The following is a 12,594-nucleotide window of genomic DNA, read 5'->3' as shown; positions in this document are numbered from 1 at the left end:
GGAGAGGAAAATGCGCAAAATTGGTTTCCCCGCAACCGCCGTTCTGCTGGCGCTTGCGCTGGCATCCTGCAAGGAGGGCGGCGTCGCCGCCATCGATCAGGTGGCGGTCGAACGGGGTGAGGGCGGCGCTTATGCCATCAGTTGGAGCCCGGCGGGTGGGCCGGTGGATATCTATGTCTCTGACAGGGCCAATGCGCCGAAGGAAGCGATGCGGTTGCTGGTCGATGATGACACGGACGGCAAGGCATCGGTTACTCCGGAAGGCAAGGACAGGCCCTATTTCTATGTCACGGCCGATGGCGGGGCGGGCCGATGGGTGGCGGAACGGGTTCTTCCGCTGGAAGGCGGGCGCAATTTCCGCGATCTTGGCGGCTATGCCACGGCGGATGGCAAGCGGGTGAAATGGGGCAAGGTGTTCCGCTCCGGCACTATGGCCGGGCTTACCCCCGCCGATTACCAGTACCTCTCCAAGCTCGGCATCAAATCGGTCTGCGACTTGCGGACCAAGCATGAACGCAGCGCCGAACCGAACAAATGGGTGGAGGCCGCGAACATCGCCTACTGGACCCGCGATTATGACATGAGCGGCGGCGATCTTGGCGCGATGTTGCGCAAGGGCGCCACGGCGGAACAGATGAAGCAGGCCATGACGGCTATGTACCGCGAACTGCCGGTAGAGCAGGCCCCGGCCTATCGCGAGATATTCCAGCGTCTTGCCGGCGGCGAAATCCCGCTGGCGTTCAACTGTTCGGCGGGCAAGGATCGCGCGGGCACTGCGGCGGCGCTCATTCTCAGCGCCTTGGGCGTTCCCGATGAAACGGTCTTCGCCGACTATGCGATGAGCGAAAAGGTGCTCGATTTCGGCAAGATGATGGATGAATCCAAAAATAGCGAGGCGCTCGGCCCTCTGGCCAAGCTGCCGCGGGACGTGTTGCAACCGCTTCTGGCGTCCGATCCCGATTACATAAAAGCGGCGTTCGCTTCCATTCGCGAAAAATACGGCTCGGTGCCGAGCTATCTGCGTGACGAACTGGGTGTAACCGACGCCCAGCTCACCAAACTGCGCAGCGATCTGCTGGAATGAGGGGCCGGGCAGGGGTGGCGTCGCAGCACATGGCGAGGCTGCCCCTCGAAGGTGGTGGCGCGCGGCAAGGCAGTGATCAGGCCGGGCCAGTGGTTCTTTCGATGAAATCGCGAAAGTGCTCGGCAAGGACGTTCACCGCCATGTCTTCGTTGACCGGCCATTCGCTGATGACGAGTTCGTAACAGAGGTTTTCCAGTTCGATCAGCAGCAGGTGTGCGCGGATATTAGCTTCCTCGTTCGTCCCGCTCGCGGCCACGGCAAACGCTGGGATGCCGTCGCCCAGCCGGGCGATGGTGCGGGTGTAGGCCCGCGTGCGCCGGGCGCCGATCTGCGCATCCTGCCGAACGAGGCTGGCCAGCGTGTCCATGCTGTCCCGCTGGCTGCGCCACAGGGCGAGAATGTGCTTGATCCAGGCGGCGATCTGCGCGGTGTCGGGATCGCAATACCGGCCGAGCGAACCGTAATCGTCGATCATATGGCTGGCGTATTGATCGAGAATGCCGATCGCCACCTCAAGTTTGTTTTTGAAATGCTTGTAGAAGGTAACGCGGCTGATGCCCGCTTCGCGCGCGATATCCTCGATCGAGGTGCTGATATAGGAACAGCGGGCAAACAGCGCATTGGCTGCCGCAACGATCTTGTCGCGGCTTTCCTTTTTCTGCTGCAGTTGCAGTTCGGTGAGTGTCCCGGGACGCCGCCCTTTCATGCCTGTCGCTCCACTATCCGGCGCCCGATTGTCACGCTTGGTCGGACAATGCAAATTTTATGGGGTAACAGATTGACAGCCCGTTAGGATGGCTGAATAAGAAATCCAGCGTACATTCCACCTGTCCGGCCGGTGCTCCGGTTCCGCAGGGCAAGGATAGGGGTGGCGCGGAGAGGGCGGATGGCGGGTTTATCCCTTCATTGGCTGGCAAGATTGCTCTCGTAACGAGGGCCAGCCGCGGTTCGGTCGGCAGCATTGGCAGGTGCCGGGGCGACGGCAAATGCCATTGTGATGGTTGACCGATCAAGTGCGGGTGCCGGGTCAGGGTCTGGGGAGAACCTGCCCGGCACGTTGCGCGAAATCAGCTTCGCTCTGCGAATGGCATGCGTGGCTGATCGCTTTCAATGCGATCCAAACACCACTATCGGATCATCTTCCTTCCACGGCGTGTGCCGGACCATTGCGGCGGCGAACAGCGGTGAAGCGAGATGGCCCTGCAACCATGCCTGCAAGCGCGGGAGCGGCTGGGCGTCGAACCATGTCCGGTCGGTTTCCGCGAACTGGCGGACGAAAGGCATGATCGCCATGTCGGCAAGCCCACGCTGATCGCCCAGCAGATTGGCCTGTCCCTGCAAACGCTCGTCCCACTGATGGAGAAGATTCAAACCCGCAGCGCGGTGTTCACCGGCATCGCTGCCATGGCGCTCAGGGTATTTGTAGCGATCAAGGTGATGCTTGAACGCACCGTCATTGGTGGCGATCATGGCGGGATCGTCCCGTTCCAGCCAGCCTTCCGGATCGTGCCGTGAAAGGCACCACCGCATGATCTCGAGACTTTCGTCGATCACGCGGCCATCCGGCAGAACGAGCACCGGAACCGTACCCTTGGGCGATGCGGCGAGCATTGCCTGTGGCTTGGCCGCCAGTTTGACTTCGCGCAGCTCACAATCCGTTTGGCTGATCAGCAAGGCCAGCCGTGCCCGCATGGCATAGGGGCACCGCCGGAAACTGTAGAGGATCGGAAGATCAGACGCCTCCACCGGTATCGTCCCTGTTATCCGCGCCATCGCTTGCGGGGCGCATCGCTCCGACATGTGTTGTGCCCCGTTCACTGGCGAGACATTCCTGCCGATAGCGTTCGCGATAGCGGGTGCGTTGCTCCTCGGTCCGCTCATCATGGCAGGCGGGGCAACTGACTCCGGGTTCGTAAAGGGGGGAAGCGCGGCCCGCCACGCTCACCGGGCGGCGGCAGGCATGGCACAGTTCATGCGTCCCTGGCGCCAGCCCGTGCCCCACGGCGACACGCTGATCGAACACGAAGCATTCGCCGCGCCACAAGCTCGCTTCCTCCGGCACCGTTTCGAGATATTTGAGAATACCGCCTTCGAGGTGGAAGACGTTTTCGACCCCTTCTGCTTTCAGGAACGCGGTCGACTTCTCGCAGCGGATGCCGCCGGTGCAGAACATGGCGACTTTCGGCGCTTTGCCTTCACCCAGCAACTTATCGCGCTCGGCGCGGAACCAAGCGGGAAAATCCCGGAAAGTACGGGTGTGCGGGTCGATTGCCCCGGCAAAGGTGCCCGCCGCCACTTCATAATCGTTGCGTGTGTCGATCACGATGGTTTCGGGATCGGAAATCAGCGCGTTCCATTCCTCAGCCCGAACGTAGGTTCCGACGATGGTCAGTGGATCGATGGTGTCGACTCCCATCGTCACGATTTCACGCTTCAGCCGCACTTTCATGCGATGGAACGGCATCGTTTCGGCGGCGGAAAATTTGGCTTCGATCCGGTCGCAGCCTGGCAGCGTGCGAATATGGGCCAGCAGGGCGTCGATGGCCGCCTGCGTTCCGGCGACCGTGCCGTTGATCCCTTCATGCGCGATCAGCAACGTGCCCTTGATGCCAAGCCGCTCGCACAGTGCGAGCAGCAGCGCACGGATCGCTTCGCGGTCTTCGAACCGGGTGAACTGGTAAAGCGCTGCCACACAGATTGGTGATGAGGTGGGGGGCGGGGGGGAAGTCACGTTTTTATCGTCCATGTCGAACCGGTGCCCACCGGGTGGGTCGGGGGATATGAGTCAGGCGCGCTTTGCCCACTCCTTGCGGCAAAGCATACCGTTATTGCACGAATTCGGCGATTTTCTGACGGGGTCACCGCTGGCCTGAAAGCCAGTCTGTGCTATCGACACCGCCGTTACCTGTCAGAAGGGCAGGGAGAAAAGAGGGTGCGGTGAGCGGATCGGCGGCAAAGTGGGGCGCAATTCTGGACGAGTTGGAACGGCGGCGGGCGTTCGGCCGGACGATGGGGGGCGAAGAACGCCTGGCCCGGCAGGCGGCCAGCGGCAAGCTCAATGCGCGCCAGCGGCTTGAAACGCTGTTCGATGGCGGCGCTTTCGTTGAAATCGGCGGTTTTACCGGCGTTCTCTCCGAAGGGGGCGATGCGCCCGCGCCATGCGATGCTTTCGTGGCGGGGTTCGGCAAAGTGGACGGGCGGCCTGTGCTGGCGGGCGCGGAAGATTTCACCGTGCTCGGCGGCTCCATTGGCATGCCCGCTGCCGACAAGCGCTACCGTTTGACCGAGATCGCCGCGCAGGAACGCCTGCCGCTGGTCTTCATGCTGGAAGGGGCAGGCCATCGGCCGACCAATAGCCATGATGGGCGCACGCCGAACGATCTGCAGGGCCTTGCCGCCCTGTCGGGCATGGTGCCGCTGGTCAGCCTGGTTATGGGGGCATCGGCCGGGCATGGCGCGCTCACCGCGCCGCTGTGCGATTTCGTGGCGATGACCCGGCAGGCGTCGATCTTCGCCGCCGGGCCGCCGCTGGTGAAAGCAGCGGTGGGCGAAGTGGTGACCAAGGAAGAACTGGGCGGGCCGGATGTGCACGTGATGCAATCGGGCCTGGTCCACAATCTGGTGGAAGACGATGCCGCCGCCATTGCTCTAGCGCGAACATACCTTTCCTATTTCCCATCCAATGCCTGGGAAGCGCCACCCGTGCGCGAAAGCGGCGATTGCGGACCACGCAGGATTGAGGAACTGCTCGATCTTGTCAGTCCCGATCCGCGCATGCCGTTCAGCATGCGCCAACTGGCGCGGCTGGTGGTGGATGAAGGCAGCTTCCTTGAAATCCAGCCGCACTTCGGGGCCTCTCTTGTCACCGGTTTGGCGCGGATTGGCGGGCGCAACGTGGCCATCCTCGCCAACGATCCCAGTGTCAGGGCGGGTGCGATCGATGCCGCGGCGGCGGATAAGGCTGCGCATTTCCTCGATGTGATCGGCGCTTTCCGCATTCCCGCGATTTTCCTGACCGATAATCCCGGAGTGATGGCCGGGACGGTTGCGGAAAAGAGCGGCATCCTGCGCCACGCGGCGCGCATGTTCATGGCGCAGCATCGCTTGCGCTCGCCCAAGATACACGTCACCTTGCGCAAGGCTTTCGGCTTCGGATCTTCGATCATGGCGATGAACCCGTTCGACAGGCAGACGGCGGTCTATGCCTTCCCGTCGATCACGCTGGGGGCCATGCCGGTCGGCGGGGCAGCCGATGCGGCCAAGCTGGACGATGCCACACGTGCCCGGCTGGAGGCGGAGCAGGCAGGCAGTGCCTATCATCTGGCTGACGGGATGAAATATGACGATGTGATCGATCCGCGCGATCTGCGCAACGCCCTGTTGCATGGCCTTGCTCTGACACAGGCGCGCGGTGCGCAGGGCGATGGGCCGGTGCACCAGGCGGGTATCCTGCCCTGAACGGGCGGGTAGAGGCCAGCGGAAGAAAATGGGCGCGGATGTCTCTATTCCCGCCGCACAACGGGTTTGCACGGAATGACAGGAAGAGACGAACGCCAGCGGGCGACGCAGCGTGGATGGATGCTGATGCGGGGCCTGCTGTCGCAGAATCTTGTGATCGGCTGTTCCTATGGCACGTTCGGGATCAGCATGATCGGCTTGCAGGAACGCTACGGCGCGGGCCGAGGGGCAATTTCGCTCGGCTTCTCGCTGGTGGTTCTCGCCATGGGGCTGCTCGGGCCGCTGATTTCGCGGTCGGTCGATCGTTTCGGCTTTCGCGGGACGATGATGGTGGGCGCGGCGCTTGCAGGAAGCGGCTACGCCTTGTTGGCTGTGTCATCGCAGATCGCGCTATTTTTCGTGGCGTTCGGCCTGCTGATCGGACCGGGAGTGGCGATGTCGGGCACACTGCCGGTCGGTTTGCTGGTTGGCGGTTGGTTTCCTGAATCGCGCGGCAGGGCGGTTGGGCTGGCGACCATGCCCATTCTGTTGAGCCTGATGCCGATGCTGGGCACATTGGTGATCGAACGGGCCCGGCTTGCGGGATTCTATGCGTTGGTCGCCATATTGCACTTTGCGTTGCTGGCGGTGATCGCCGGTATCCGCAGGGCTCCGGTCGCGGCCACGGGAGTTCATGCCGATGCAGGCAGTGGCGGGCCCGAAGCGGGGGCTATCCTCTCTCGCCCGGTCTTCTGGGTTTTGGTGCTGGCAGGGGGCCTTATCAACGCGGTGTCGATCACCGGGGTGGCCAACGTCGTTTCGTTGCTGGTGGAGCAGGGCACCTCACCGGGGAAGGCAGCCTTTATGGCTTCGGTCATGGGTGTGGCTGCCGTGTGCGGAGCATTTTCGATTGGCTGGCTGTGCGATCATGTCGGCGGCGGCCGGGCCCTGGCGCTGGCAGCCGCGGGATTGGGGGCAAGCTGGCTTGCTCTGGTGGCCACGCCGGGCTTTGCGCTGACGCTTGCAATGCTGATCGTGATCGGAATGTGCGGCGCGGGCACTTTTCCGGCAATGACAGTGATCTGTTCGCGCCTGTTCGGACAGGCGGTGCTGGGCAAGGCATTGGCCTTGTTCGGGCTTTTCACCGTGCCGCTGACATTCCTGCTGCCGCCCTTGGCGGGCTGGCTACACGATGTGGCCGGTGGTTATGCGGCGGTGATCGCCTGCATCGTCGCCGGATGCGCTTTTGCCTCGGTTACGTTCTTCCTGATCGGGCTCAGGGAGCAGCACGCGCATTCGGCCTAGATGGCCGGGCCGCCGCCGTTTACCGGAATGGTCGCGGCGGTGACCCAGCCGGCTTCGTCGGAGGAGAGGAACACCACGGCCGCCGCCGCATCCTCCGGCGTGCCGAGGCGGCCCATCGGGATGGTGGGGATGATCTGGCTGGCGAAGGGTTCGCCGATGGTGTTCATATGACCAAGTGCAATCGCATTGGCGGTGACGCCGTGTTCCGCCACTTCCACCGCGACATGGCGCATCATGTGCGCTGCCCCCGCTTTCGCAGCGCCATAGACCGATACGCCGATGGGCAGGGCGATGCGGCCGGCGTCGGACGATATGGTGATGATCCGCCCCCATTTGCGCTGGCACATATCGGGTAGGAAGACATTGGTGCAGTTGAGCACGCCGGTGAGATTGACGGCGATGAACGGTTCCCAGTCCTCCGGCGTCATGTCGGCGAATTTCATCTGCGCGAACCGGCCCGCACCCGCATTGCCCGCGTTGTTGACGAGGATATCGACCGTGCCGAACTGGGCCGCGATTTCAGCCTTGGCGGTGCGGACCGCCGCCATATCGGTCACATCGAAAGGGATGCCGATGGCGGTGTGACCGTTTTGGGCCAGTTCCTGCGCCATCGCATCGGCCCGGGCCGGATCGATATCGTTGACGATGATCCGCGCGCCCTGCCTTGCCAATGCGCGGGCAATCCCCGCGCCCATGCCGAAACCGGCGCCGGTGACCAGTGCGGTTTTCCCATCCAGCCTGAACATGGGGCGTCTTCCTTGGCCGCCCGACGCCTTGTGGGCATCGGGCGGTATAGTATTGCGGATCAGTTGGTTCCGGCGATCGCCGCCGGGGCACCGGGCAGATAGGAGTGGTAATAGCCTGCAGCCCAACCGCCATCGACGGCCAGTTCCGCGCCCGCGATATAGCTGGCGTCGTCGGAACAGAGGAACACGCTGGCCGCGGCGATTTCATGCGGCTCGCCGATGCGCTGCAACGGCACGCGGCCATAGGCCCAGTTGCGTTCTTCGCCAGTCTGCCCTTGCGGGTTGCCCATCGCGGTGTCGACCCCGCCGGGATGCACGGAATTGACCCGCACGCCGCGCGGCCCGAATTCGAGCGCGGCCGTCTTGGTCAGCCCGCGCACGGCCCACTTGGAACTGCTGTAGAGGGCCAGCGTGTTGGCGCCGCGGAAGCCGTCGACCGAGGAGATGTTGACGATCGCCCCGCGTCCCGCGTCGAGCATCACTTTGCCGACATGCTTGAGACCGAGCATGGCGCCTTTGACGTTGATGCTGAGAACCCGGTCGATGTCGTCGGCCTGCAATTCTTCGAGCGGCGCGAAGTGGGTGACGGCGGCGTTGTTCACCAGTGCATCGATCCGGCCGTGCCTGGCCATCACATGGTCGACCAGCGCGATCCAATCGGCTTCGCTGGACACGTCGAGCTTCACGAATTCGAGCGCGCCGCCGGTGGCTTCGCTCAGGGTCTTGCCTTCTTTCTCAAGAACATCGCCGACGATGACCTTAGCGCCTTCCTGGGCAAACAGGCGGGCGGTCGCTTCGCCCATTCCGCGCGCCGCGCCGGTAACAATGGCAACCTTGCCGTCAAACCTTCCGCTCATGATCCTCTTTCTATGCTCTGTGTGTTACGGGGTCGCGTCTGGCGCGAGACCGATCTTTACGAGGCGCATCGGACAACCGCAATGCATCATGAACGGTATGGCTACCCTGTTTGGAAAGCGGCTTGCACCCTCTGGGAACCCATTCCACAAGAGCGCTGGAAAGGGGATGCATGGTGGCATGGTTTTCGGGTTTCGATCAGATCAGCTTCGCATCGGACGATCTCGACCGGGCAATCGCGTTCTGGGAACGGCAGATGGGGGTCGGGCCGTGGACGGTGTTTCGCGGGCTGACTTTGGCCATGCGTTATGGAGAGCGGCAGATCGCTCTGCCTGCTCACGTCGCGGTGGCCTGGCATGACGGGCGGATCGTCGAACTGATCGAAGTGGCGGGGGATGGGCCTTCGCCTTTCCATGATGCCCTGAACCGTCCGATTGTCGGCCTGCAACGACTGGCCAGCGTAACTTCCGAAATCGAGCGGGAAGCGGCGGAAGCCGAAGCCCGCGGAATGGAACGCTTCGCCGATGGCGAGGCAGCAGGGCAGCGCTTCGTCTATTTTCGTTCCCCCGATGCGCCGGGCGTCATTCTCGAACTGCTGGAACGCACGCCGATGTTCGAGGAACTGGTCGAACGATTGCAGGCGCGGGCGAACCATTTTTCCGCTTCACTGCCCGAATCGCCTGATGAGAATAGCGGCGCGGACGTGGCGGCGCGTTCGGCGTTGCTGGCAGGCTATGGCGAGCCGGATCTGTTCCGTATTGCAAATGTCACCGTTCCCCCGCCGGGGCCGGGCGAAGTGCGCATCCGGGTGGCGGGGGCTGCGGTCAATCCCGTGGATATCAAGGCGCGGCGCGGGGTTCTGCATGAATTCGTGCCGCTGAGCTTTCCGGCCCAGATCGGCGGCGACGTGGCGGGTATTGTCGAGGCCGTGGGGCCGGGTGTCACGCAGTTTGCCGTGGGCGATCGCGTGGCCGGGATGCTCAACCCGTTCGCCGATGGAGCCTATGCCAGCCATGTGCTGGCGGGGCAGGAGGCCCTCGCCAAAGTGCCCGAAGCGCTCGATCTGGCGGAAGCCGCCGCGGCGCCCACCGGCGTGCTGACCGGAACGCAGCTTGTCGAAAGCGGTATTCGCCCCCGGCCGGGAGACCGTGTCCTGATCGCCGGGGCGGCCGGTTCCACCGGCCGGGCGGCGGTGATGGCCGCGCTGGATGCCGGGGCCGAAGTCTATGCCGCCGTGCGCCCGGCGGCGCGCTCCGCGATCGCGGACCTGCCGGTGAGCGGCGTGATCGATCCGGCGGACGAGGCCGCGCTGGCTGCCGCAGGGCCGTTCGATGCGGTGGGCGATACGATTGGCGGCGAACTGGCCACGCGGCTGTTCGCCTGTCTCCAGCCCGATGGAACATTCGCATCCATTGCCGTGCCCCCGCCGCAGCCCCCGGCCGATTCCACCCAGCGGTGCTGCACGCTGACAGTGACATTCGACCGGGCCCGGCTGGAACGCTTCTGTCGCGAATGGGCGGCGGGCAGGCGGCGGGTGCCCATCGCGCAGCGGCTGCCGCTGGAGCGGGTGGCCGATGCCCATCGGATGATGGAGCAGGGCAGTGTGGGCGGCAAGATCATCCTGACGCCTTGAAACCACCATTATTGTGTCAGCGTTGCGCCGTGGTGATGGCGTCCGCGCTCCACCCGCCGCCCATCGCCTGATACAGCGTGACCCGCGCCAGAAGCGCGCTGGCCTGCGCCTGCACCAGCGACAGTTCCGACGCGAGCAGGCCGCGCTGCGCATCGAGCTGATCGAGATAAGGCGAATAGCCTTCCTTGTAGCGGTTGGAAGCAAGGCGATAGCTTTCCGCCAGAGCCGCCCGCTGGCGCAGGATGATCGCCGTTTGCCTGTCCGTCTGTTCGGCAACCGCCAGTGCATCGTTGACTTCGCGAAACGCGTTGAGCGCGGTCTTACGATAGGTGAAAGCCGCGATATCGCGCTGCGCGCCCGCGCTTTCGGCCCCGGCGCGCAGGCGCCCGCCTTCGAACAGCGGGGCCAGAATACTGCCTCCCAGCGACCACAGCCCGACCGGATCGGGCAACAGAGTGGACAGAGCCAGCCCCGCCGAGCCGGTCAGGTGGATTTGCGGCAGGAAGCGCTTGCGCGCGGCGGCCAGCGAGTGATCGGCGGCGGCGAGTTGATGTTCCGCCTGCGCCACATCGGGCCTGCGGCGCAGCAATTCGGATGGCAGGCCAGCGGGAATGGCCGGTTCTGTCAGCGCGGCGAGAGAGGCGGCCCGCTCGACCCGTCCGGGCAGTTCGCCGATCAGCAGCTTCAACGCGTTTTCCTGTTGTGCGATGGCCTGTTCCAGCGGCGGAATAAGCTGGGCTGCCGCTTCATAGTCCGCCCTTGCCTGCATCAATTCGAGCCGGGGGGAATAGCCCGCACCGGCCCGCCGCTCGACCAGCCGCAACGTTGCCGAGCGGGCATCGAGCGTTTGCCGCACCACCGCCAGACGGGCATCGAGCGAGAGCAGGTTGATATAACCGCTGGCTGTGGTTGCCGCGACCGAGAGGCGGACGGCATCGCGCGCGGCCTGGCTGGCAAGCCAGGCGGAGCGTGCGGCCGATTGCTGATCGCCCAAACGCCCGAACAGGTCGAGTTCCCAGCCCGCCTGCAGTTGCGGCTGCGCGGCCCATTGTTCGGACGGCGAGCCGAGCGCGCCGACACTGCGCGAATGCGCGCCGGAGGCGGACGCATCCAGCGTGGGCAGCAACGCGGCATGAGCGGCGCGTTCCTGCGCCCGTGCATCGCGCACCCGCGACGCAGCCACTGCGATATCGAGATTGTTGGCCAGGGCCCGTTCGACCAACCCGGTCAGCAGCGGATCGCCGAAGGATTGCCACCATGCCTGATCGAGCGGGGCGGTGGGCCCGGCATCCACCCGCCATTGTGCCGGGGGCGCGATGGGATCGAACCGGGCTGTTTCCACATGCGGCCCGGCACAGGCCGAAAGCGCGGCGGCAAGCACGAGAAGGGGTAGGGCGCGCATCAATCAGCCGTATCGATGCGCGCTTCGACCGACATGCCCGGGCGCAGCCGCTGGATCATGTCCTGCCCAGGATCGATCCTGATCCGCACCGCAATCCGTTGCGCAACCTTGACGAAATTGCCTGTGGCGTTGTCGGGCTTGAGCACCGCGAATTCGGAACCCGCTGCCGGGGCGAGATTTTCGACATGGCCCGTGAAGCGCGCGCCGCCCAGCGCATCGACCTTGAAGCTCGCTTTCTGGCCGGGGACGATCTTGCGGGTCTGCGCTTCCTTGAAATTCGCGATCACCCAGATGTCGTGCGGGACAATGAACATCAGTTGCGTTCCCGCTGTCACATAAGCGCCGTTGCGCACGCCGATTTCGGAAAGCCGGCCATCCACCGGGGCGCGAATAATGCTGTTGGCCAGATCGATTTCCGCGAGGTGCAGCTGAGCGCGGGCGCCTTCCACCGCCGCTTCGAGCCCGCCGCGTCCGACGATGACCGAGCGCACATCCTGTTGCCCGGCCCGATGCGAGGCGTTGGCCTGTTCCACTGCGGCTTGCGCGGCGAGCAGAGCGGCGCGCGTCTGATCGAATTCGCGTTCGGAGATCGACCCATCGGCCACCAGCGCGCGGGCGCGCTTCATGTCGGCCTGCGCTTTCACAAGCTGGGCCTGGGCACTGGCGATCGCGGCGGATTGGCCACTAAGGGCGGCCTCGCGCGCGCGCTGGCTCTGCTGCGAGTTGGTCAGCGCGGCGATTTGCGCGGCAAGATTGGCTTTCGCCTGTTCGACCCGGGCGGCATAAATCCGGCTGTCGATAGTGGCGAGAACCTGCCCCTTGCGGACTTCGGCGAAATCCTTGACCGGAACGGCGGTGATATAGCCGCTTACCTGCGGGCTGATCGTGGTGACCTGCCCACGGACATAAGCGTTGTCGGTCGTTTCCGCCCAGCCTGCGAAAGGGGGCAGTTTCCAGGCATAGAGAATGGCCAGAACGGCGATCAGGGCAATGGCGGCAATGGCGATCAGAGTGACGGGATTGCGCCGGGGGGGGCGCCAGCCTTCTGGCGGCGGATTGATCTGCGGATCGGTGGTATCCGCATTGTCCGGTTCTTTTGCCGCGTCATCTTCGGTCTGCGCCATATTGCCGT

At 64.4% G+C, this 12,594-nt stretch carries 11 protein-coding genes; 4 read left to right on the top strand and 7 right to left on the bottom strand.

Going from position 1 to position 12,594, the window contains the following annotated elements; all coding sequences use genetic code 11:
* Window positions 1–10: 10 nt before the first annotated feature.
* The gene (locus tag K5X80_RS12560; protein WP_222558063.1) at window positions 11–1,084 is read left to right on the top strand and encodes a tyrosine-protein phosphatase; all 1,074 of its coding nucleotides are present in this window, start codon (window positions 11–13) and stop codon (window positions 1,082–1,084) included.
* A gap of 76 nt (window positions 1,085–1,160) precedes the next feature.
* Here the strand turns inward: K5X80_RS12560 and K5X80_RS12555 are convergent, their stop codons facing one another.
* The 3 genes from K5X80_RS12555 to trhO all read right to left on the bottom strand — a co-directional run bounded on the left by K5X80_RS12555 (window position 1,161) and on the right by trhO (window position 3,830).
* Window positions 1,161–1,790 carry a TetR/AcrR family transcriptional regulator gene (locus tag K5X80_RS12555; RefSeq protein ID WP_222558062.1) on the bottom strand — a complete coding sequence of 210 codons (630 nt, stop codon included), beginning with the start codon at window positions 1,788–1,790 and terminating at the stop codon, window positions 1,161–1,163.
* Window positions 1,791–2,191: 401 nt separating this feature from the next.
* Window positions 2,192–2,776, bottom strand: coding sequence for a glutathione S-transferase (locus K5X80_RS12550; RefSeq protein ID WP_283249314.1), 585 nt, complete (start codon window positions 2,774–2,776; stop codon window positions 2,192–2,194).
* A 40-nt stretch (window positions 2,777–2,816) separates the two neighbouring features.
* A complete protein-coding gene (trhO, locus tag K5X80_RS12545) occupies window positions 2,817–3,830 on the bottom strand; it encodes an oxygen-dependent tRNA uridine(34) hydroxylase TrhO (protein ID WP_222558060.1) in 1,014 nt (337 codons plus the stop codon).
* A 191-nt stretch (window positions 3,831–4,021) separates the two neighbouring features.
* Here trhO and K5X80_RS12540 point away from each other — a divergent pair, with 191 nt between their 5' ends.
* Window positions 4,022–5,542 (top strand): acyl-CoA carboxylase subunit beta, encoded by a 1,521-nt coding sequence (locus K5X80_RS12540; protein ID WP_222558059.1) that lies wholly within the window; start codon window positions 4,022–4,024, stop codon window positions 5,540–5,542.
* 75 nt (window positions 5,543–5,617) lie between these two features.
* Window positions 5,618–6,826, top strand: a complete 1,209-nt coding sequence (locus K5X80_RS12535) for an MFS transporter (RefSeq protein WP_222558058.1) — start codon at window positions 5,618–5,620, stop codon at window positions 6,824–6,826.
* Here K5X80_RS12535 and K5X80_RS12530 read toward each other — a convergent pair.
* Window positions 6,823–7,572, bottom strand: a complete 750-nt coding sequence (locus K5X80_RS12530; protein ID WP_222558057.1) for an SDR family NAD(P)-dependent oxidoreductase — start codon at window positions 7,570–7,572, stop codon at window positions 6,823–6,825. The genes K5X80_RS12535 and K5X80_RS12530 overlap by 4 nt on opposite strands.
* Window positions 7,573–7,631: 59 nt before the next feature.
* A complete protein-coding gene (locus K5X80_RS12525; protein ID WP_222558056.1) occupies window positions 7,632–8,429 on the bottom strand; it encodes an SDR family NAD(P)-dependent oxidoreductase in 798 nt (265 codons plus the stop codon).
* Between the two features lie 173 nt (window positions 8,430–8,602).
* Between K5X80_RS12525 and K5X80_RS12520 the strand changes: the two genes are divergently transcribed.
* Window positions 8,603–10,060, top strand: a complete 1,458-nt coding sequence (locus tag K5X80_RS12520; protein ID WP_222558055.1) for a zinc-binding dehydrogenase — start codon at window positions 8,603–8,605, stop codon at window positions 10,058–10,060.
* 16 nt (window positions 10,061–10,076) lie between these two features.
* Here K5X80_RS12520 and K5X80_RS12515 read toward each other — a convergent pair whose 3' ends face one another.
* Together K5X80_RS12515 and K5X80_RS12510 are read right to left on the bottom strand one after the other, a co-directional pair.
* Window positions 10,077–11,462 (bottom strand): efflux transporter outer membrane subunit, encoded by a 1,386-nt coding sequence (locus tag K5X80_RS12515; protein WP_222558054.1) that lies wholly within the window; start codon window positions 11,460–11,462, stop codon window positions 10,077–10,079.
* Window positions 11,462–12,586, bottom strand: a complete 1,125-nt coding sequence (locus tag K5X80_RS12510) for an HlyD family secretion protein (protein ID WP_222558053.1) — start codon at window positions 12,584–12,586, stop codon at window positions 11,462–11,464. Before K5X80_RS12510 ends, K5X80_RS12515 begins: the two co-directional genes overlap by 1 nt.
* Window positions 12,587–12,594: the final 8 nt, after the last annotated feature.

Source organism: Caenibius sp. WL (assembly GCF_019803445.1).
Classification (GTDB): domain Bacteria; phylum Pseudomonadota; class Alphaproteobacteria; order Sphingomonadales; family Sphingomonadaceae; genus Caenibius.
The sequence above is the reverse complement of the archived record's forward strand: the minus strand, read 5'-3'. Positions and strand labels throughout refer to the sequence as shown.

Coding starts and splice junctions, on each gene's coding strand:
- K5X80_RS12560 (WP_222558063.1), top strand. CDS start 11: ATGCGCAAAATTGGTTTCCCCGCAACCGCCGTTCTGCTGGCGCTTGCG.
- K5X80_RS12555 (WP_222558062.1), bottom strand. CDS start 1,790: ATGAAAGGGCGGCGTCCCGGGACACTCACCGAACTGCAACTGCAGCAG.
- K5X80_RS12550 (WP_283249314.1), bottom strand. CDS start 2,776: ATGCGGGCACGGCTGGCCTTGCTGATCAGCCAAACGGATTGTGAGCTG.
- trhO (WP_222558060.1), bottom strand. CDS start 3,830: ATGGACGATAAAAACGTGACTTCCCCCCCGCCCCCCACCTCATCACCA.
- K5X80_RS12535 (WP_222558058.1), top strand. CDS start 5,618: ATGACAGGAAGAGACGAACGCCAGCGGGCGACGCAGCGTGGATGGATG.
- K5X80_RS12530 (WP_222558057.1), bottom strand. CDS start 7,572: ATGTTCAGGCTGGATGGGAAAACCGCACTGGTCACCGGCGCCGGTTTC.
- K5X80_RS12525 (WP_222558056.1), bottom strand. CDS start 8,429: ATGAGCGGAAGGTTTGACGGCAAGGTTGCCATTGTTACCGGCGCGGCG.
- K5X80_RS12515 (WP_222558054.1), bottom strand. CDS start 11,462: ATGCGCGCCCTACCCCTTCTCGTGCTTGCCGCCGCGCTTTCGGCCTGT.
- K5X80_RS12510 (WP_222558053.1), bottom strand. CDS start 12,586: ATGGCGCAGACCGAAGATGACGCGGCAAAAGAACCGGACAATGCGGAT.